Raw genomic sequence first — 20,731 nt, 5'->3', positions numbered from 1 at the left:
ACCACCGGTGCCATGGCCGAAATTTATTTGAACGTTTGGTCCAGTAAATGTAGGGTCTACTCCGTGGGCAGGGTAAAGGAGTTCGATCAGGACACGGCATTGCGGGCGGCGATGGAGCTGTTCTGGCGTCAGGGATATGAGGCGACCTCCATGCAGGATCTGGTGTCGCACTTGGGCTTAGGGCGCGGGAGCATCTATCTGGCGTTCGGCGGTAAACGGGATCTGTTCCTGGCCGCGGTCGAACGGTATGTCGATGATTCGCGCGCCGGACTGCTCGATCGGCTGAGCGCGCCCGGATCCTCGCTCGACGCGGTGCGCGACTTGGTGCGGTGGTACGCGGAAATGTCGCTGACCGATGACCAGCACAAAGGGTGTCTGATGACCAATACCGCAGTGGAATTGCCCGGCGACGAGGGCGCGGGCCGCATCGTGACATCCGGGTTGGAGATCATGGAGACCGCCATCACGGCCACGCTGATGCGGGCGCGCTCCGAGGGCGAGCTACCCGCCGATCGCGACCCGGTGGCGCTTGCGCGCTTCCTGGTGACCCTGCTACAGGGCATGCGGGTGGTCGGCAAAACCGCTCTGCGCCAACGGTTCCTCGACGCCACGGTCGAACAGGCCCTCGCACTGCTCGCCTGACTCAACCCCTTCCCGGAAGGGGCTCCTTCATGCCCATTTTCTTGACCGAACATTCAAATAAAGGGTTGATCATCATGGCTTCCACCCCCACCGACGCCGAACTGGCCGCCTCGCTGGACGGCGCGTTCACCAGTGCGTACGCCGAGGTCAACGGGATACGGCTGCACTATGTGAGCGGCGGCGAAGGCGACCCGCTGATCCTGCTCGGCGGCTGGCCGCAAACCTGGTGGCAGTTCCGGAAGATCATGCCCGCGTTGGCCCGGCGCTTCCGGGTGATCGCGGTCGACCTGCGCGGAATGGGCGGATCGGCCAAACCCGAGACCGGCTACGACAAGAAATCCATGGCGGTCGACATCCATGCGCTGATCGGCCATCTCGGCTACGAATCGGCCTTCGTTGCCGGACACGATATCGGCGCCGGCGTCGGCTATCACCTGACCGCCAACGTCCCGGCCGCCGTGCGGCGGTTGGTCACCATGGACATGGGCATAGCCGACGCGGCATGGCTGGCCATCCCGATGCTCCCGGCCTCCGACGAACAAGCCGCCGCGATCGCCGAGGGCCGCGGCGCATATCCGTGGTGGTTCGCGCTCAATCAACTTCGGGAACTGCCGGAACGACTGTTGGACGGGCGATTCCGGCTGTTGATCGATTGGCTGTACGGCCACATGCTCGCTGATCAGGCCTCGGTCGACGAACAAGCCCGGCGGGTATACGCCGCCGCCTACGACTCGCCCGAGGCCATCCGCGCGGGTAACCGTTGGTATCAGACCATGCGCGAAGACGTCGCCGACCTGGCGACATACGAGCCGGTGACCACCCCGATCCTGGCCCTTGCCGGTATGGAGAACTACCCAGCCCTGCGGGAACAGATGGCCGACAAGGGCACCGACGTGCGGGTCGTCGCCGTCCCCGGCAGCGGGCACTACATCGCCGAGGAGCAGCCCGAATTCGTAGTCGAGCAACTGATGTCGTTCTTCGGGTGAGCCCACGTCCGGCATGCGCGGTCGATTCCGGTGCCTATTCCACCGCGATCGTCCGCGCATGCCGGGAAGTAATGCGTTGCAGCCAAACGCAATTCAAGGCACTATGCGGGCGACCGCACCGATCTCCAACGCCGCCCACACCGCGCCGTCCGGGCCGACCGTGATGCCGTGCGGCTCGGATGCCGGTGTCGGCAGGTCGAATTCGGTGACGGCGCCGGTGGAGTCGATCCGCCCGAGCCGGTTGGCGCCCCACTCGGTGAACCAGCAGTCGCCGGACGGCAGTGCCGCGATGGCATGCGGTCTGGCCGCGGGATCGGGCAGCGGGAACATGCGGAAAACGCCACTGCGGTCGATGCGGCCGATCCGGCCCCCGGCGATGTCGACGAACCAAAGCGCGTCATCAGCACCTCGGGTAATACCTACCGGGGCACCATGATCGGGCAGTGGGTAGATGCTGATCTCGCCGCCGAGGTCGATGCGTCCGATCGCCTTGGCCTGGTTGAGCGTGAACCACAGCGCATCATCCGGACCCGCGGTGATCATGGACGCGAACGCGCCCCGAACCGGCAGATCGAAGTGGGTGACCGCACCGTCGGCGGCGATCCGGCCGATGCGGTCGGCGTTCATCTCGGTGAACCACATGGCCTCGTCGGGACCCGCGCATATCCCGAACGGTCCACTGCCCGAGGGTAATTCGAACGCCGTCAGGTCGCCGTCGGTGGTGCTGCGCGCGATGCGATCGTCACCGGACCGGGTGAACCACAGGGCGCCGTCTGCACCCGCGGCGATGACACTCGGCCGAGATCCTGTGTCTCCCGCCGAATACCGTTGCACGGCACCATCAACGGACAGCCGGGCGATCTCGCCGCTGTGCACCAACGTCAGCCACAGCGCGCCATCGGCGCCCGCGGTGATCCCATAGGGTCCCGCCTCGGTGGCGGACACCGAGTACTCCTGAATGACTTGATGTCTCATCAAAATCCTGTCTGTTGTTCCATACGCCGGATGGGCATGCGGCCGATCCTCGACATCGGTCGATACTGCGAAATCGATTGCTGCCGATCCGGCCGCGACGATATCGACGAACCACGAAATCCGATGCTGCGAACGGATATCCGACGCCGCACGTGCCGACGACATGTGTCGACGCTCCGAATGGTTTGCTACCGAGCGGTCAGAACTGCCGAGCGCCGAGCGACGCCGTGGCCGGTACTCCGAACCAGGTCGTCAGCGCCTCCCGCAGACCCGTATCGCCGGGTTCGTCGATGGTTGCGGCCCAAGCGATGTGACCGTCGGGGCGGATCAGCAGAGCGTCCGCCGGTCGGTTTTCTGTTGTTGCGCTGCGGATTTCGACTCGATCCTGCCAATCCCGGGCGATGGCGCGCAGTTCCGCGCGGTCGGCGAGGTCGAGCAGCACGGGCCGTGCGCTGTGCATGAGTTCGGCGACGCTGCTCGCACCCGCTTCCGTGCGCAGGGCGAGATCGGGTACGAATGTGCCGGTCAACGGGTGCCCATTCGGGTTCGGCAGCCGGTAGCGGATATCGGCGCCCGCGATGAGCGCACCCATCCGCCGCAGGGCTGGTTCGTCGATGAGCAGTTCCTGGAACACTTCTCGCAGCGCCTCGGCGGCCGGATCGGTGCCGCGCCGCAGCGCGACCTGCGCCCGAGTGTGCAGCATGGTGCGCTCGCCCGCGTAATGGCGTTCGTCGTGATAGCTGTCCAGCAGGCCCTCGGGTGCCCAGCCTTGCACCTCGGCGGCCAGCTTCCAGGCCAGGTTGACCGCGTCGAGCATGCCCGCGTTGATCGCGACGCCGGTGGCCGGGAACAGGTGGGCCGCGTCACCGGCGAGCAGGATCCTACCGTCGCGGTAACGTTCGGCCTGCCGCGCCTTGAAGGTGAAGCGTGACAGGCGAAGCGCTTGCACCACAGGCAGATTCACACCGAGCACCCGACGGATACTGTCCTGCAACTCGGCAATGGTCAGCGGGATGTCATCGTCGTATTCGGCGGTCTCCTCCTCGGTCGTGTACACCGAAACCACCGCCGAATCGGGCGAACCGCCCAGTCCGAACAGGCCGTTTTCGGTGCGGGTGAAACCCGCACGGACAGTTCCGAATCCGGGAACCTCGAGATCGCCGTTGTCCAACCGGGTCACCGATTCGGGCAGCGTGACCTGCGCCAGCCGGTTGACCTCAGGGTAGGTGTTGCCGGGGAACGGAATCGCGGCAAGATCGCGAATCCGGCTGCGCGCACCGTCGCAGCCGACGAGATAGCGTGCGGTCACTTGATATTCGCCCGCAGGCCCGCGCACCTGAGCGGTGACCATATCGGCGTCCTGACGCACGCCGACCACCTCGTGCCCGCGGCGGATATCGACCTCGAGTTCGGCGGCACGCTCACCGAGCAGTCGTTCGAGCAACTGCTGCGGCAGCGGCAACGCGTGCAACGGCGAATCCGTCAGCGACGTCAGGTCGACGTGCACGCCGCCGAACGGAAACCGCGGCGCCGGAACGGGTTCGGTGCATGCCGCGGCGAAGCGATCGAGTAAACCTCGATAGCGCAACAGTTCCAGAATCTGGCCGCCGAGCCCACCGGCCTTCGGGGTGTCGCGCGGCCGGGGCTGGCGCTCCAGCACCAGCGGCCGCACCCCGGCCGAACGCAGCTCGGCCGCCAGCATCAAACCGGTCGGACCCGCGCCCACGATGATCACGTCGGCCTCGAATACCCCGCTTACCGCTTCCCCACTGGTACCCACGCACACCTCATTACTTCCACACCGACTCAGGCCAGCGATTCTGCAATACGTACCGGGCCTTGCCGCAAGCCCACCAGTGCCCTATATGTTGAAACGGGACGATTCACATCACCCGAACGCACCGGCCCGTGCCGCGAGGGTCGCGCTGGCCGCGGCATGGTCGGGCAGGCGCGGATCCGCCGGGTCCCGCAGCAGAACCAGCCGGTGATAAAGCGGTGCGGTAGCGGCTATCAACAGGGCGCGCGCATCGGTACCGGCCGGGATTTCACCGCGCTCCACTGCTCGCTCGACGACGATCTCGCACTGCGTATACCGGTCCTCCCACAATTGCCGCAGCGCGCGGGCGGCCTCCTCGGAACGGAACGAGACCGCGATCAATGCCGTCGCGATCGATGACCTCTCGGTCAGCGAATCCTGGATCTCCTGATTGAGCGCCGCCAGATCGCCACGCAGGGAACCGGTATCGCGCGGATGCCAGTCCAGGTCGCTCGCGGCGGCGAAGACGTCGGTGATCAGGCCGGCGACATCGCGCCAGCGGCGATACACCGTCGCGCGATGCACTCCGGCGCGAGCGGCGACGCCGTCGATGGTGAGCGCGTCGTAGCCGTGTTCGGTCAATTCGGCGCTGACGGCGTCGAGTACCTGGGCGCGGATGCGAGCGGTCCGGCCGCCCGGCCGGGGCCGCGGCGCGGGTGACTCACTGGGTGGAGAACTCATAGTCCATATTCCCGGTTGCTTGATCGGACAGGGATATGGCACCATCTTAATGCAACAGTCGTCGCACTAGTGAGGTTTGCCGATGTTCTTCCGAGGTGTTCGCCCGGCCATGCGGTCCATGACGGCCGCGTCGTATTCGAATGCTTCGGAGAGTGCACATGCCAACACAGATCACCGCGCACGCGGTCGGCAAATCCTTCAACGGTCGTCTCGTCCTCGACGAGGTGAGCTGCTCGCTCGCCGCGGGTGAGCGCACCGGAATCATCGGCGAGAACGGGTCCGGTAAGACCACCCTGCTACGCATCCTCGCGGGTCGGGTGCGACCCGACCGGGGCGAGGTCGTCGTCCAAACCGACGGCGGCATCGGATATCTCGCACAGGATGAACGGCTCGCACCGCATTTGACGGTGCGGCAGGTGATCGACCGGTCACTCGGCGAGCTGCGCACGCTCGAACGCCGGATGCGCCGCCTCGAGCTGGCGATGACCGAGGGCGACCAATCCGCGATGGCCGAATATGGCGAGATCGCAACGGTTTTCGAACTACGCGGCGGCTACGACGCCGACGCGCGCGTCGAACGTGCCCTGCACGGACTGGGTTTGGGCCTGGTCGACCGCGATCGCACCGTCGGCGGACTGTCCGGCGGCGAGCAGGTTCGCCTGCGCCTGGCCGCCCTGCTCGCGGCGGGCACCGAGGTGCTGCTGCTCGACGAGCCGACCAACCATCTCGACGACGACGCCATGACCTGGCTCGAAGACCACCTGCGCACCCGTCCCGGCACCACAGTGACGGTCTCGCACGACCGGGTTTTCCTGGAGCGGATCGCGACCAGCCTGCTGGAGGTCGACGCGGACACCCACCGAGTTGTCCGCTACGGCAACGGATATGGCGGTTATCTCGGCGAGAAGGCGGCGGCACGGGCGCGGTGGGCGCAGTCGTATGCCCAGTGGCAGGCCGATATCGCTCGACTGCGGGAGTCCGCCGCCACCACCGCGCGTCAGGTCGCCCCGGGACGTGCGATGCGGGACAACAACAAGATGGCCTACGACCGCGCGGGCGGGCGGGTGCAGCAGTCGCTGGCCAGCCGGGTCCGCAATGCCGAGGAGCGGTTGCGCCGCCTGCTCGCCGACCCGGTGCCGCCGCCACCGGAACCGTTGCGTTTCACCGCGGCGGTTCGGGCAGAACGGGCGGACGGTGTCGTCATCGACGCCACCGACATCACCGTGCACGGGCGGCTCGACCGGACGAGCATCACGGTCGCCGCGGGCGATCGCCTGCTGCTCACCGGTCCGAACGGCGCGGGCAAGTCCACCATGCTGCGGGTGCTCGCCGGTGCACTCGCACCGGATGGCGGCACGGTCACCCGCCGCGGCCGGATCGGCTATCTCGCGCAGGAGCCAGGGCCCGCCGTGGCCGGACAGACGCTGCTGGCCGCCTTCGCCCGCGGACGCTCGGGCGACGCCGCCGAACAGTTGCTCTCGCTCGGCCTGTTCCGCCGCGACCAGCTCACCACGCTCGTCGCCGACCTCTCGACGGGTCAGCGGCAGCGGCTGGCGCTCGCGCGACTGGTCACCGAGCCGTCGGAGATCCTGCTGCTGGACGAGCCGACCAATCACCTCTCACCCGGCCTGGTCGAGGATTTGGAGGCCGCCCTGGCCGAATACCGGGGCGCGCTCATCGTGGTCAGCCACGACCGGCGGCTGCGGCAGCGCTGGCAAGGCGCGCACCTCGCCTTGCGGGCACCGGCCCGGGCCGCGGCCTGACAGTCCGAATATCAACTCACCCAAGGAGTTTCGCGATGCCAGACCCTACCGTGCTACATCCCATGGCGGGCCAGCCGCGAGTGGTGCTGCTGAAACCGCTTGTCACCTCGCCCCTGATCGAGGTCGGCGAATTCTCCTACTACGACGACCCGGACGAGCCGACCGCGTTCGAAACCCGAAATGTGCTGTACCACTACGGTCCCGAGAAACTGATCATCGGCAAGTTCTGCGCGCTGGCCACCGGCGTGCGGTTCATCATGAACAGCGCCAATCACCGCATGGACGGCCCGTCCACCTTCCCTTTCCCGATCATGGGCGGTTCGTGGTCACGGCACGTCGACCTGGTCACCGACTTGCCGAACCGCGGCGACACCGTAGTCGGCAACGATGTCTGGCTCGGCAACGGCGTGACGGTGATGCCCGGTGTGCGAATCGGCAACGGCGCCATCGTCAGCACCGGTTCGGTGGTCACCGGCGATGTACCCGATTACGGCATCGTCGGCGGAAATCCGGCCCGCCTCATCCGGACTCGCTATCCCGCCGAGGGCGTCGCCCGGCTGCTGGCGCTGGCCTGGTGGGATTGGCCGCTCGAACACATCACCGAGCACATCCGAATCATCATGTCCGGCAGCATCGACGAGCTGGCGGCCGTCGCTCCCGAAGTTACCGCGCCCCTTACGAATCGAGTGGAGAACTGATGCCCTCGCGCCCAATCCATATCGCGATGGTCGGCATCCCGATCGTCAGCCATGTGCTGCCCGCGCCATCGCCGAAATTCAGGACCGGCCGCTCATCCAGCTGTCCCCGACCTTCGTGGCGTGGAAGGGTTATGACGAGGAGGTAGCGGCACCGCTGCGTCTGCTCCCGGGAGCCGACGCCTACCGGGCGAGGTTCGCTCGATGGCTCACCGAAAACGGCACGTCCACCACCGATGTGGACGCCTTCTCCGGACCACCCGGCCGAGCACTGGCCATGATTCCCCGAGCGATGCAACCGCATGCCGATCAAGTCGACACCGGCACAGTGACATTCGTCGGCCCGTGCTTCGAAATCGGTGCGGGCGCGCAAGTTTGGACCCGCCCCGCCGACGCGGAAAAGGTTCTGCTGATCTCGCTCGGTTCGGCATACACCCGCCAACCGGAGTTCTACCGCCAGTGCCTGCGCGCCTACGGCGACCTGCCGGGCTGGCACGTCGTCCTCCAGATCGGAAAGCACACCGACCCTGCGGAACTCGGCGCGATACCGCCCAATGTCGAAGTGCACTCCTGGGTTCCGCAGCGGGCGATCCTGGCCGTGGCCGATGCCTTCGTCACGCACGCGGGCATGGGCGGCAGCGCCGAAGGCCTGCTCGCGGGCGTCCCGATGATCGCCGTGCCGCAGGCCGCCGAACAGTTCATCAACGCCGACCGCCTGGTAGAGCTCGGCGTGGCCCGTCGAATCGATACCGGGGCGGCCACCGCCGCAGCCCTCCGGACGGCGCTGACCGAACTCACCACGGACCCGGAGGTTGCCCGCCGCTCGGCCCTGCTGCGCGCCGAAGCACTGGCCGAGGGCGGCACCCGGCGCGCCGCCGACCTCATCGAGGAGGCGGTGCCCGCGGCAGGTTTCCATATGGAGCAACCGCTCAGCGAAGCACTGCATACCCCCTAGGGGTTTTAGGCTATGCTGGCGGCGTGGTCGATCAGCATCGCCCCCATCGAGTGTCCGGACCCATCCGGATGCTGGGTTTGCTGGTGCTGTTGAGCGCGGTGGCCGTGATGCATATCGGCCTGCTCTCGCTCGGATCCGGCTCGAATCAGGCCGAGCATCGGGGCACTGCCATGGTCGCGTCGGTACCCGAGCACAGCGATCACGCACAGCCGGATGGCAAGACCGTGCACCACGAAGCGACGCATCCGTGTGTGTTCATCCTCACCGCGCTGGTGTTCGCGATCGGATTGATGCTGCTCTATCGGCTCACCGCCGTCGGCGACGGCCATTTGCCACCGATCCCCCGCTGGTCGCCGCACGCCGAACGGCCACCGCCCCGGACCGCGCCTTCCCTCGCCGAATTGTCGATTCTGCGGATCTGACGGATCCCGTCGCCACCTGCTGTGGCGGCGGCATTTCACGACACCCAGAATCGGCATCGACCAGGGAGAACCCATGTCCGCCAACCAGTTTCCATTCCAGCTCACCCGCCGCGGCTTCCTCGCCCTCGGCGCATCCGCCGCGGCCCTCGGTCTCACCGCATGCGGTGACAAATCCACCCGCACGCTCGTCCAACCCGACTCCGACCCGGTTCGCGCGGCCGAGCAGGCCCGCCGCGCCGCCGACGCCAAGGTCCGTACGGTAGCGCTGCGGGCCCAACCGACCACGGTCGACCTCGGCGGCGTCCAGGTGCCGACCTGGACGTTCGATGGCGCGTTGCCCGGCAGGGAAATTCGGCTGACGCGCGGCGAGGTGCTGCGCGCCGACTTCACCAATTCGCTGCCGGCGCCATCGACCATCCACTGGCACGGGGTCGCGCTGCGCAATGATATGGACGGCGCGCCCGGCGTCACGCAACCAGAGATCGCACCCGGCGGCACTTTCCGATACGAATTCACCGTCCCCGACGCGGGCACCTATTTCTTTCACCCCCACGTCGGGGTTCAACTCGACCGAGGTCTGTACGCGCCGCTGATCGTCGAAGACCCCGCGGATGGCAACGACTACGATCTGGAAGCCGTTGTCGTGCTGGATGATTGGCTCGACGGTGTCAACGGGCGCGATCCCGACCAACAGCTGGAGCTATTGCGCGCCAAGGGTATGTCGGGCATGAATATGGGCACAATGACAATGCCGATGCCCACCGACCCGGACGCACCGCTGGGCTCGGACACCGGCGATGTCGGAGACTACCCCTACTACCTGATCAACGGCCGAATCGGCACCGACCCAACGACTTTCACCGCCCGGCCCGGCCAGCGCATGCGACTGCGGATCATCAACGCCGCCGCCGACACCGTCTTCCGCGTCGCCATCGGCGGCCACCGGCTGCGCGTGACCCACGGCGACGGCTATCCCGTCCAACCCATCACCACATCGAGCCTGTTGATCGCCATGGGCGAACGCTACGACGCGATCGTCGAGCTCGCCGACGGCGTCTTCCCCCTCGTCGCATCGGCCGAAGGCAAAGCGGGACAAGGTTTCTCGTTGATCCGAACCGGCGGCGGCACCACTCCCCCCGCCGATATCCGACCGGCCGAGCTCACCGCGCCGCCGCTGACCGGGGCCGGACTCAGGGCCGCCGACTCCGTCCGCCTGCCCGGCCGCAAACCCGACAAGACACTGGACATCGCCCTCGGCGCGGATTCGACCAAATACATCTGGACCATCAACGGACAGGCCTACCCTGACCACGCTCCGTTGGATGTGGTTGCGGGACAGCGAATCCGGCTGCGCTTGCGCAATAACACGATGATGTTCCACCCGATGCACCTGCACGGCCACACCTTCCAGGTGGTGAACCCGACCGGCGACGGCCCCCGCAAGGACACCTCGATCGTCCTACCCATGCAGACCCTGGAGGCCGACTTCGACGCCGTCAATCCGGGTCAATGGATGGTGCACTGCCACAACGCATATCACGGCGAAGCGGGCATGATGAGCGTCGTCTCATACGTGCGCTGAGCACCGAAGGGCCGGGAGGTCCCGGCCCTTCCGAGCGCGTGACGCGCTTCATAGGCCACCTACTTGTACATACCCCTACGGGGTATTAGTTTCGTGTGTGTCGAAGCATCGCAAGATCGGAAAGGCCCCAGTGATGACCACCCAGACCCACACCAATCACCATGGCGCACCCGGGACACACAGCGGCGCACTGCCGGGCGGACTCCAGATCACCCAGGACGGATACACTTTGGCGCTGGCGGAGCCCATCGCCCGTCCCGGCGAGATCGACTTCCGGTTCCGGATTCTCGGACCCGACGGCGAGCCGGTCACCGATTACGCACCGCTGCACGATCGCGAACTGCATCTGATCGTGGCGCGGCGCGAGCTGACCGGGTTCTGGCACGTCCATCCCGAACTCACCGCCGACGGCACCTGGGCCGTCCGGCTGAATCTTCCCGATGCGGGCGCCTACCGGGTCTTCACCGATATCGCCCCGCGCGCCCTCGGCCGGACCATCACCCTCGGCGCCGACCTCGCCGTCGCGGGTGACTATGCGCCACAACCGGTTCCGACGGTCACCCGCACCGCGACCGTGGACGGCTACGAGGTGACCCTCGACGGCGATCTCGTACCCGGCACCGGCCGCATGCTCACGCTGACCGTGCACAAGGACGGCGCGCCGGTCACCGACCGACAGCCCTATCTGGCCGCATACGGACATCTGGTGGTCCTGCGCGCGGGCGATCTGGCCTACGTCCATGTCCACCCGAACGGCGAACCCGGCGACGGGATCACTGCCGCGGGCCCGGACATCACCTTCCACACCGCCGTACCCGGCCCCGGAACCTACCGGCTGTTCCTGGATTTCCGGCACGGCGACGTGGTGCGAACCGCCGCGTTCACCTTGACCGCCTGAGCACCTGTCCGAAAGTGCCGCCGCGAACTGGAGATTCATCCATACCGTTCCGAAACCACAAGGCGGGCACCAAATCTCCGGCGTCCGCCTTATCGGCGTCGGAGACTTCCGAATCATCGGCGCGTCGGCCGCCCAATGTGTGATGTAGGTTACACACCACGTGCGCTATGTATTCGTAACGGCTAATACTCAGCTACCGATAAGGCCGATATCGAGATGCAGGCGAACCATGCATCGAGCAGTTGGAGTCCCGACTATGTGAGAGGGAGAGCCGATGAGCACCACCACCCGCGCGTGTGCACGAGTTCTGACCATCGTCGCCGCCGCTCCGATCGCGTTCACGATTGCCACCAACGCCGCCGACGCGGCCCCCGACACCGTCTATTTCAGCTACGGCCCCGAGGTCAATTGCGCCATCACCGGCGACGGCACGGTCGGCTGCGACGTGACCCCGAGCAGGTATCCGAGCGTCCCGGTCGGCAACACCTTCCTGCCACTGCCATTCATTCCGGTCGCCCAGGTGGTCATCGACCAACCCTGGCTGCCCGCCCATCCGGGCGAGGCGCCCGGCGCCTTCACCCTGCCGGGCGGAAACCCGGCCATGTCCGATGTCAAGACCGGCGAGGGCTACGCGAGCATTCGGGTAGACCACGCCGGAGCGACCTGCGTGTCGACCGGCGGCCACTACTCCGGCCCCGGCCTGAGCTGCAGCTCCAAAGGTCACTCCTTCTCGCTCTACAGCGACCATCAGGGCGTTCGGGGCGGAATCATCATGCAATGACACGCGATCAGGACCAGAGCACCCGGGTGAGAGTTTCGGCGACACAGGCTGGTTTGGTCCCGCCGTCGATCTCGACGGTCTGAGTGATCGTCAATTCGGTCCAGCCGCTTGACAATTGGCGTACGTCGTCCAGTGTTCCGGTGGCGCGCAACCGCGAACCGGCCGGAACGGGCGCCGGAAAGCGAACCTTGTTGAGGCCGTAGTTCACCGCGGCCGTCGCGCCGGGTATCGCGAACTGGTTCCAGGAGAAGTGGGCCAGCAGCGAGAGGGTCAGGTAGCCATGCGCGATGGTCGCGCCGAACGGGCCGGTCGCCGCGCGAGCGGGGTCGACATGGATCCACTGCCGGTCCTCGCTCGCCGCCGCGAATCCATCGATCCTGGCCTGGTCGACGATCAGCCAGTCGCTGACGCCGAGCACCTGGCCGATGTGGGCGCGCAGTTCGTCGACGGTGTGGAAGGTTCGCATGATTCCTCACTGAATTCGATTGTGGTGACCTGATATTCAACGTCTAGGACACCGTCAGAACGGCCTTGCCGCGCAGGCGTCCCCCGGCCATGTCGTCGAGCAGCCGCGCGGTATGACTCCAGTCTCGATGGTGCCCTATCGGCACCGTCAATTCGCCGCCCGCGACCAAGACGAGCAGCCGCTCCAACTCGCGCGCGTCGCGATCGGGTCTGCCGTTGTCGCCGTAGACGAACTGTCGCAGCGTCAACGACTGCCCGGCGCGCAAGATGTCGAAGAAATCCAGGCTCAGCGGTTGGCCGCTCGCCTGCCCGAACCACAGCAGCAGACCCGCGGTGCGCAACTTGTGCGCGGCCGCCGAGCCCAGCGCTCCGCCGACCGATTCCAGCACCACGTCGACCGAGCCGTCCGGCACCGCCGCGATATCGGTCACGACCTCGGCGCCCGCCGCGACGAGGTGGTCGACCGGCTGCCCCGATTCGGCGACCGCGAGCATCCGCGCGCCACCCGCGACGGCCAGCCGGATCACGAGTTGTCCTACGCCGCCGCCCATTCCGGTCCCCAGTATGGTCGCACCGGCGAGCGGACCGGCCAGTTCGAGCAGCCGCACCGCGACCAGACCCGCCAACGGCAATGCCGCAGCCACCGCCGCAGGCACCCCGTCCGGAACGCGCGCGAGCCGCTCCGACGGCACCGCGACGAGTTCCGCCGCCGCACCTCCGGACGGCAGGTGGAATGCCACCGCGGCGCCCGGCTCCGGTCCGCTGCCGTCGGCCGCGGCGGCCAGCACCACGCCCGCCGCGTCGACGCCGGGCCGGAATCCGGCGACTCCGCTGCGCAGGTACAGGTAATCCGCCCGATTCAAACCGAATTCGGCGACGCGGACCAGGGCCTCACCCGCGCGCGGCGTCGGGGCATCGACCTCACCGATCGTCAATTCGCCGGAATCGGCGTCCGAAACAAGCGCACGCATGCGTCCTCCATGAAACGGTAGTATCACTACCGGATCAACGTAGCATAAAACGGTAGTGCCGCTACCGTTTCAAACCGGAGGTGTGATGACCGAGGCCCACCGCGCGCCGCGCAAGGATCAGCTGCGCAATCGCCGCAAACTGCTCGACGCCGCGCGCATCGCCTTCGCCGAGCACGGCCCCGATATCGGCATCGATGCCATCGCCCGCCGGGCCGGTGTCGGGACCACGACCTTCTACCGGCACTTCCCGACCAAGGAGGCGCTCGTCGAACAGTTGCTCACCGAGTTGATCGACAGGTCGCGCGAGGTCGTGGTCCGGGCCGCCGAAACACCCGACGACTGGCAGGCATTCACCATCGTCTTCACCGAGGGCTGCGTGCTGGAGCCCGGCGAAGTGCTCCTGTTCGACACGCTGTGCCGCACCGGTCCCGCAGCGGCCGAACAGGGTCATCGGGCCACCGCGGATCTCATCGCGACGGTTACCGAGCGGGCACAGCGCGCCGGTGTGCTGCGCACCGACGTCACCGCCGACGACATCGCCGCATTCATGCGGATGGCCTTCTCGGCGCCAACCCCCGAACAGCGTCGGCTGGCCCATTCGGTGCTGCTGGCCGGGCTCATGAAGGTCGACGGGGACCGCACGATGGACGGGAAACCCCTTGGCAGACCGTAGAAACGGCGAGCAACCACCGCCGACCGAGCGCACGATTCGCGGCGAGGACTGGTACGGCAGGGAATTGGTCGACGAACGGCACACCAGGGTCGAGTTCCTCGATGTCGATATGAGCGAAACCGCAACGCGGAACACTGTTTTCACCGAATGCACCTTCCGCAACGTGAGCTTCGCCCAATCCGCCCACCACAGCACGGCCTTTCTGAACTGCACCTTCACCGCATGCAAGTTCTTCGAAACCGAATTCACCACCTGCAAACTCACCGGCAGCATGTTCGATCGCTGCACCTTCACCTTGTTCGAAGCGACCGGCGGGGATTGGTCTTTCGTCGGCCTGCCCGGCGCCGACCTGCGCGGCACCACGTTCACCGACCTGCGCATGCGCGAGGCCGACCTCACCTTCGCCCGCTGCCAGAAGGCCACCTTCCGCGATGTCGACCTGTCCGGCGCCTGGCTCAGCAAGGCCGATTTCACCGAATCCGACCTGCGCGGCAGCGATCTCACCGCACTCGACCCACTCATCACCGCGATCGCCCGCGCCATCATCGACCCGGATCAGGCGGTCGTCCTCGCCACCGCCCTCGGCGTGCGGGTGCTGCCCTAACGCTCGATGGGAGTTGTCGGGGCCTCGACATCGACGTCGCGAATTGTGCGCGGCCGCGGGACTTCTCGTCCGCGACGCGGCGACCCGACACCCGTGACGACCGCCATCCGCTCGGTCACCGGATCGGTGATGGGCGTGGTTTTCACCAGATCGATGACGCCGCCCGGATGCTCGTGTTCGAGGACCGGTTCGCCGAGCCCGGCCCGGCGCTGAATTCGCTTCAGCCACTGCGGCGCCCACCAGCAGTCGTCGCCGAGCAGCCGCATGGTGGCGGGCACCAGCAGCATGCGCAGCACGGTGGCATCGATGAACAGCGCCGCGATCATGCCGTAGGCGATGTACTGCATCATCACCAGTTTCGAGAAGGCGAACGCACCGGTCACCACGAGCAGGATCAGGGCGGCGGCGGTGATGATGCGACCGGTGTGCGCGGTGCCGACCCGGACGGCCTCGGTGGTCGACGCCCCTTTCGCGCGCGCTTCGACCATCCGGGATATCAGGAAGACCTCGTAGTCGGTGGACAGGCCGTAGATGATCGCGATTATCAACACCAGCACCGGCGCCACGATCGGTTGCGGCGTGAAATTCAGCAGCCCCGAACCGTGGCCGACGATGAAGATCCAGGTCAGGATGCCGAGCGTGGAGCCGAGGCCGAGCGCGCTCATCAGCGCCGCCTTGATCGGCAGGACCAGCGATCCGAAGGTGAGGAACATCAGGATCGTGGTTAGCAGCAGGACCAGCACCACCATGATCGGGATCCGGAACAGCAGGGCGTCGATACTGTCCTTCTGCAGCGCCGGAATCCCGCCGACCAGCATCGTCACGCCGTCGGGAAGTTCCATGGCGCGCAGGTATTCGATCGTCGCGCCCGCGTTGTTGATATCGGCGACGTTGGCCGTGGTGCGGAAGACATCGGGGCGATTCCTGGAATTCGGCACCTCGAACGCGCTCACCAACCCGGGCGCCTGCTGGGCCTGCTTCACCACCTGACCGACCGCGAGCGAGTCGTCGGAGACGAAGACCAACTCGATCGGATCGGAACGGCGTTCCGGAAATAAGGCGCCGATCTGCTCTTTCGCCAACCGCACCCGATTGTCCGGCGGTAGGTACTTTTCGCTGAAACCGCCGAAGACGAGGTGCTGCACTGGCAGGATCAACAGCAGCAGCCCGATGCACAGCGAAACACTGATCTTCAGTGGGTGTTTCATCACCCACACCGTCATCCGTCCCCAGAAGCCGTTCTCGATCTGCTCCGTGGTTTTGGTGGTGCGAAACCTTTTGAGCCCCAACGCGTCGACGCGCTTGCCGAGGATGCCGAGCGTGGCGGGCAGGATCGTGATCGCGGTGAGTGCGGCCAGCGAGACGGTCGTAATCGCGCCGTATGCCATGGATTTGAGGAAACCCTGCGGGAAGAGCAGCATCCCGCCGAGGCTGGCGATGATCATCGTCGCCGAGAACACCACGGTGCGCCCAGCCGTCATCACCGTGCGCCGCACTGCGGCGGCGGTGTCGTAACCCTCGGCGATCTCCTCGCGGAACCGGCTGACGATGAACAGTCCGTAGTCGATCGCCAGCCCGAGCCCGATCATCGTAACCACCGAGGAGACGAAGGAATTCACCTCGGTGAAGTTGGTGAGCACCCGCACGATACCGAGCGCGCCGAGCATGGTCAGGCCGCCGATGACCAAAGGCAGTGCGGCGGCGACGATTCCGCCGAAGATGAAGAACAGCAGCACCCCGACCACGGGGATGGCCAGTATCTCCACCCGGTGCAGATCCTCGTCCATGGTGTCGTTGAGGGTACCGGTAATCGGTTGCAGCCCACTGACTTGGACGTCGACGCCCGGTATGAAGAAAACGTCCTTGACCTTGCGATAGTTGCGCACCATCGTGGTGTCGTCATCGCCGCGGATCCCGATCAGCGCGATCGCATGTTTCTTGTCCGGCGTCGCGGCCGCCGAGGCACTGGCCATACCGCCCGCGGCGGGCCAGTAAGCGGCGTTGATCCCGATGATCTGGTCGGGATGCTCGCGCGGCAGGCTTTTGAGATTGTCGATGATCTTGCCCGCGAACTCGGGATCGTCGACCGTTTTGCCATCGGGCGCGGTATACAGCACCGCGACATCGACGCTGTGATCGCGGCCGAACGCCTCATCGGCCAGCCGCGAGGCCTGCGCCGACTCCGAGCCGGGGTCGTAGAGCCCGCCGGAGGACAGATGGTCCTGCAGACCGAAACCGTAGCCGCCCAAGGCGAGCAGACCCGCCACCGCGACACCGATCACCCCGAAACGCAACCGATAGACTATGCGACCCCACCAGGTGAACAACTAAGCCGCCGAGGTTCTCGATAGTAATGCCATGCGGCCGTTCCCTTCCCATCGTCTTGCTCGGTTTACGAGATCAAACGTACCGGTGCGTCGACGGATGCCTTCCCAGACAGTCGAAGTCCCAATTTGATCTCAGGGTTGAAATCAGGGTTGCTCCCGATGATCCCGACGAGCCGTATCTCTACGCTGATCGCGACGAGTGCGGTGGCGCGACGGCGAGGGGGTTCCTTGTATATCAACCTGTTTCGACGCAAGACGGCGATTCGCACCGGCGGTCGCGGCGTCGCGGCGGCCTGTGCCGCGATCATCGCGGGAACGTTTGCGGGAGCCGGGATTTCCCATGCGGATTCCGGCATGGACCGTTTCTATCAGCAGCGGCTGGATTGGCGCGCATGCGACGACGAGGCGTTGGATCGGGCCGGTGCGCGCTGCGCCGATGTCACCGTTCCGCTGAATTACGGTGAGCCGCAGGGCCCTACGATCACCGTCGCGATCTCACGGGTACCGGCCGCCGACCCGGCCCATCGGCGCGGGGTGCTGCTATCCAATCCGGGTGGCCCCGGCGGTTCGGGGCTCGACGTGACCGTGCGGCTCGGGGAAAAGGTGCTCGCGCCGGATGTGCGCGACAGCTACGACCTGATCGGCATGGATCCGCGCGGCATCGGCCGCTCGACGCCGGTTTCGTGTGGTTGGCCCATCGGCTCCCCGCTCCAATCGGCCGGACCGGATCTGCTGAGCTTCGGCGAATCCGTTGCGACAGCGGCGGATCTGGCCGCACGCTGCCTCGCCACCCAAGGCGACAAGGTCTCCTACATCACCACCCGCAACACCGCCCGGGATATGGATGTGATCCGCGCGGCGCTCGGCGAGGAGCGGATCAACTACTTCGGACTTTCCTATGGCACCTATCTGGGTTCGGTATTCACCCAGATGTTCCCGGAACGCGTCGAGCGCGTCGTGCTGGACAGCGCCGTCGATCCCGAGCGCTACCACGTCGCCATGATTCAGGATATGGGTGCGCCGAACGAGGCGGCCTTCGACGCCTGGGCCGCATGGGCCGCCGACCGCGACGATCAATATCATTTCGGCACAACGGGTTCCGCGGTTCGCGCGACGATCACCGAGCTGATCGGGCGGTCGGCGCGTCAGCCGATCCGGATCGGCGGCGACGCGGTGAGCGTCCACGTGCTACCCATGCTGGTATTCGAAGGGATCGTCGACGCCAAGATGTATCCGGTGCTGGCCGATGAGCTGCGCCAAATCGCCGATGCCGCAACCGGTCTGCCGGTGCAACCCGGCAAGGAGCTGAAAAGCGCGCTGGACGAATACTTCCGCCCGGGACCGGATGCGCCCGAATCCGGTCCCGCGCAGGCGATGATCCTCTGCGGCGACGCACCCGCACCGCGCGACCCTTCCTGGTACTGGCGCAATATCGAGGCCAGCCGGGCGACCGAGCCGATGTTCGGGGCGTTCGCCAACAACCTCACCCCGTGCGCGTTCTGGCTTCCGCCGGTGGAAGCGCCTACGGCCGTGCATAATTCGGTGCCGGCGCTGATCTTGCAGGCCACCGGCGACCCACGCACCGCCTATCAGGAGGGCATCGGCCTGCACCGGGCGATGACCGGTTCTCGGTTGATCACCATGCCCGATGTGGTGACGCACGGCGTATCGCCCAAGAGCTCATGCGCCCGTCGGATAGTGGACGCATACTTCCGCGACGGCACCCTGCCCGCCGATGACCTCACCTGCCCGGCGGGCTGACCGGATCCAGGATGGTCACTCCGCGGCGACCGTCAGGACCTGGAGCAGCTGCCGAGCGAATTCGGGTGCCTCGGTGCGTATCCCGTTGTGCGCACCGGGGAACTCGACGAGATCGGCACCCGTCCGGCGCGCGATTTCGGCGGCGGGGCGATACGGCAGGCAGCCGCGGGTCTCCCGGCCGACGGCAAGCACCAACCGGCCCGGCACGGCCGCCAGCGCCGGGTAATCCGGTATGTAGGAGGTGAATTCGCGCAACTCGTGCTCGATCATGAGCGGCCCGTTGGCCGCCAGCCTGGCCCACATCTCGGCGGCGCGCGGCGATAGTTCCCCGACCTCGGGCGCCGGTTTCATGGCGGGCCCGATTCCGGCGAGGAACCGCGCCCCCGCCGCGGCGACACCCTCGCTGCGCAGCAGCGCGTAGACCTCGTCGACCATCGCGCGATGTTCGGCGGCATCGGGCAGCACGGCGAAACTCGGCGGTTCGTGCGCGACGAGCAGCCGCACCCGATCGGGGTGGCGGGCCAGCAGGTCGAGTCCGACGATGGCGCCGCTGCTGGTACCGAAGACGAAGGCCGGTTCATCGGTCAGGTGTTCGAGCAGCCGGTAGGCGTCATCGCTCTGGACGGCCACGTGCTGAGCGGCGGGTTCGCCGGGGTCGATGGCGCTGCGCGAATAGCCGCGCGGGTCGAGTGCCGCGACGGTGAAATGCCGCGCGAGCACCTCGGCCATTCCGTCGAAAACTCCGGCATCGCCGCCACCGCCGGGCAGCATCAGCAGCAGCGGGCCGCTGCCGCGCACCTCGTAATAGATGGTCGCGCCGGGTACGGGCAGGGTCTCGGATCTCATCGCTATTCCTTACTGAACGACCTTCTTCCTATAGATAGTAGGTTAAAACTAATTCAATTAGGATCAATGTGGCCTGCGGCACACCGCATGCAGGATTCGCATGCCGCCGGGACCGACCTCGTCGTGCCGGATGTCCAGTCCGGCCTCCCGGCATTGCTCGGCCAACCAGCGCGGCGACAGCCGGAGTTTGGGATAGCTGCCTGCCGCGAACCGCCAGCCGTCACCGTCGCGAGTGTGCAGCAGGTCGTGCACCATGACCGTGTCCTCGTCGACGTAGTCGAGGAAGCAGGTCAGGACCCGGTCGGCGGTGCCGCGGACCGGAATGAATCGGTTCGCGCCGTCGAGTTCGGCGGTCAGGTCGCGGTAGGTCACCACGAAGCTGCCGCCGGGTCGCAGCGCCTCGGCCACATTGGCGATCAATTCCGGCACATCGGCACGTTCGGGCAGGTGCGGCAGGGTATCGCCCATGCAGACGACGGCCGCGACCGAACCCGCGGCCGCGAGCTCCGGCAGCGCGCCGCGGATATCCCGGTGCACCGGACGGATATCGGCCGCGATCCCACGCCGCTCGGCGAGTTCGGTGAGCTCATCGAGCAGCGCGGCGCTGGTATCGACCGCCGTCACCGTGTAACCCAGCTCGGCCAGTGCCAAAGTCTGTGGGCCGCAACCACTTCCGAGATCGAAAGCGGTCGCGCCGGATTCGGCGCCGAGTCCGAGACCGCGGAGCAATTCGGCCTGCCCGGCCGCGACGGCCTCGACATCCCCGCCGAGCATCCAGGTGTAATGCTCGGCGAGCAGGCGCTCGTAATGGTCTGCTGCGGTCATGGTTTCGCACATCCTTCGCCGGATCCGAATCGTCCGGGTCAGCCTGCCGAAGCAGTAACGTCG

The 20,731-nt window shown here is 66.6% G+C and carries 20 protein-coding genes; 12 read left to right on the top strand and 8 right to left on the bottom strand.

Annotated features, from left to right (window positions below):
• Nucleotides 1–63 precede the first annotated feature (63 nt).
• Complete coding sequence (locus LGY53_RS18725) at nt 64–642, top strand: TetR/AcrR family transcriptional regulator (protein ID WP_225727936.1); 579 nt, start codon at nt 64–66, stop codon at nt 640–642.
• Between the two features lie 74 nt (nt 643–716).
• Nucleotides 717–1,628, top strand: a complete 912-nt coding sequence (locus LGY53_RS18720) for an alpha/beta fold hydrolase (protein WP_225727935.1) — start codon at nt 717–719, stop codon at nt 1,626–1,628.
• A 93-nt stretch (nt 1,629–1,721) separates the two neighbouring features.
• On the opposite strand, the gene LGY53_RS18715 is transcribed toward LGY53_RS18720, so the two are convergent.
• The 3 genes from LGY53_RS18715 to LGY53_RS18705 all read right to left on the bottom strand — a co-directional run bounded on the left by LGY53_RS18715 (nt 1,722) and on the right by LGY53_RS18705 (nt 5,100).
• Entirely contained in the window at nt 1,722–2,603 is an 882-nt protein-coding gene (locus LGY53_RS18715; protein ID WP_225727934.1) for a virginiamycin B lyase, read from the bottom strand.
• 199 nt (nt 2,604–2,802) lie between these two features.
• The gene (locus tag LGY53_RS18710; RefSeq protein WP_225727933.1) at nt 2,803–4,383 is read right to left on the bottom strand and encodes an FAD-dependent monooxygenase; all 1,581 of its coding nucleotides are present in this window, start codon (nt 4,381–4,383) and stop codon (nt 2,803–2,805) included.
• Between the two features lie 108 nt (nt 4,384–4,491).
• Complete coding sequence (locus LGY53_RS18705; RefSeq protein WP_225727932.1) at nt 4,492–5,100, bottom strand: TetR/AcrR family transcriptional regulator; 609 nt, start codon at nt 5,098–5,100, stop codon at nt 4,492–4,494.
• Between the two features lie 158 nt (nt 5,101–5,258).
• Here LGY53_RS18705 and abc-f point away from each other — a divergent pair, with 158 nt between their 5' ends.
• From abc-f to LGY53_RS18670, 7 genes are all read left to right on the top strand, one after another.
• Nucleotides 5,259–6,863, top strand: coding sequence for a ribosomal protection-like ABC-F family protein (gene abc-f / locus LGY53_RS18700; RefSeq protein WP_225727931.1), 1,605 nt, complete (start codon nt 5,259–5,261; stop codon nt 6,861–6,863).
• Between the two features lie 35 nt (nt 6,864–6,898).
• Nucleotides 6,899–7,561 carry a CatB-related O-acetyltransferase gene (locus tag LGY53_RS18695; protein ID WP_225727930.1) on the top strand — a complete coding sequence of 221 codons (663 nt, stop codon included), beginning with the start codon at nt 6,899–6,901 and terminating at the stop codon, nt 7,559–7,561.
• The gene (locus LGY53_RS18690; RefSeq protein ID WP_225727992.1) at nt 7,443–8,513 is read left to right on the top strand and encodes a macrolide family glycosyltransferase; all 1,071 of its coding nucleotides are present in this window, start codon (nt 7,443–7,445) and stop codon (nt 8,511–8,513) included. The genes LGY53_RS18695 and LGY53_RS18690 overlap by 119 nt, the downstream gene beginning before the upstream one ends.
• A gap of 23 nt (nt 8,514–8,536) precedes the next feature.
• A complete protein-coding gene (locus LGY53_RS18685) occupies nt 8,537–8,935 on the top strand; it encodes a DUF6153 family protein (RefSeq protein WP_225727929.1) in 399 nt (132 codons plus the stop codon).
• Nucleotides 8,936–9,008: 73 nt separating this feature from the next.
• Entirely contained in the window at nt 9,009–10,517 is a 1,509-nt protein-coding gene (locus LGY53_RS18680; RefSeq protein WP_225727928.1) for a multicopper oxidase family protein, read from the top strand.
• A 133-nt stretch (nt 10,518–10,650) separates the two neighbouring features.
• Nucleotides 10,651–11,415: a hypothetical protein gene (locus LGY53_RS18675; protein WP_225727927.1), complete on the top strand. Its 765-nt coding sequence runs from the start codon at nt 10,651–10,653 to the stop codon at nt 11,413–11,415.
• Nucleotides 11,416–11,689: 274 nt separating this feature from the next.
• The gene (locus LGY53_RS18670) at nt 11,690–12,196 is read left to right on the top strand and encodes a hypothetical protein (RefSeq protein WP_225727926.1); all 507 of its coding nucleotides are present in this window, start codon (nt 11,690–11,692) and stop codon (nt 12,194–12,196) included.
• Nucleotides 12,197–12,203: 7 nt separating this feature from the next.
• Here LGY53_RS18670 and LGY53_RS18665 read toward each other — a convergent pair whose 3' ends face one another.
• Nucleotides 12,204–12,662: a MaoC family dehydratase gene (locus LGY53_RS18665; protein WP_225727925.1), complete on the bottom strand. Its 459-nt coding sequence runs from the start codon at nt 12,660–12,662 to the stop codon at nt 12,204–12,206.
• A 43-nt stretch (nt 12,663–12,705) separates the two neighbouring features.
• Nucleotides 12,706–13,632, bottom strand: coding sequence for a zinc-binding dehydrogenase (locus tag LGY53_RS18660; RefSeq protein WP_225727924.1), 927 nt, complete (start codon nt 13,630–13,632; stop codon nt 12,706–12,708).
• 85 nt (nt 13,633–13,717) lie between these two features.
• Here LGY53_RS18660 and LGY53_RS18655 point away from each other — a divergent pair, with 85 nt between their 5' ends.
• Together LGY53_RS18655 and LGY53_RS18650 are read left to right on the top strand one after the other, a co-directional pair.
• A complete protein-coding gene (locus LGY53_RS18655) occupies nt 13,718–14,305 on the top strand; it encodes a TetR/AcrR family transcriptional regulator (RefSeq protein ID WP_225727923.1) in 588 nt (195 codons plus the stop codon).
• The gene (locus tag LGY53_RS18650; RefSeq protein WP_225727922.1) at nt 14,292–14,909 is read left to right on the top strand and encodes a pentapeptide repeat-containing protein; all 618 of its coding nucleotides are present in this window, start codon (nt 14,292–14,294) and stop codon (nt 14,907–14,909) included. The genes LGY53_RS18655 and LGY53_RS18650 overlap by 14 nt, the downstream gene beginning before the upstream one ends.
• Here the strand turns inward: LGY53_RS18650 and LGY53_RS18645 are convergent.
• A complete protein-coding gene (locus LGY53_RS18645; RefSeq protein ID WP_225727921.1) occupies nt 14,906–17,236 on the bottom strand; it encodes an MMPL family transporter in 2,331 nt (776 codons plus the stop codon). The two genes, LGY53_RS18650 and LGY53_RS18645, sit on opposite strands and share 4 nt — an antisense overlap.
• Before the next feature lie 228 nt (nt 17,237–17,464).
• Here LGY53_RS18645 and LGY53_RS18640 point away from each other — a divergent pair, with 228 nt between their 5' ends.
• A complete protein-coding gene (locus LGY53_RS18640) occupies nt 17,465–18,997 on the top strand; it encodes an alpha/beta hydrolase (RefSeq protein WP_225727920.1) in 1,533 nt (510 codons plus the stop codon).
• A gap of 15 nt (nt 18,998–19,012) precedes the next feature.
• Here LGY53_RS18640 and LGY53_RS18635 read toward each other — a convergent pair whose 3' ends face one another.
• On the bottom strand, nt 19,013–19,843 hold the full coding sequence (locus LGY53_RS18635) for an alpha/beta fold hydrolase (RefSeq protein WP_225727919.1): 831 nt from the start codon (nt 19,841–19,843) through the stop codon (nt 19,013–19,015).
• Nucleotides 19,844–19,906: 63 nt separating this feature from the next.
• The gene (locus tag LGY53_RS18630) at nt 19,907–20,668 is read right to left on the bottom strand and encodes a bifunctional 2-polyprenyl-6-hydroxyphenol methylase/3-demethylubiquinol 3-O-methyltransferase UbiG (RefSeq protein ID WP_225727918.1); all 762 of its coding nucleotides are present in this window, start codon (nt 20,666–20,668) and stop codon (nt 19,907–19,909) included.
• Nucleotides 20,669–20,731: the final 63 nt, after the last annotated feature.

The sequence above is a fragment of the Nocardia sp. JCM 34519.1 genome, assembly GCF_020361265.1.
GTDB lineage: Bacteria > Actinomycetota > Actinomycetes > Mycobacteriales > Mycobacteriaceae > Nocardia > Nocardia arthritidis_A.
The sequence above is the reverse complement of the archived record's forward strand: the minus strand, read 5'-3'. Positions and strand labels throughout refer to the sequence as shown.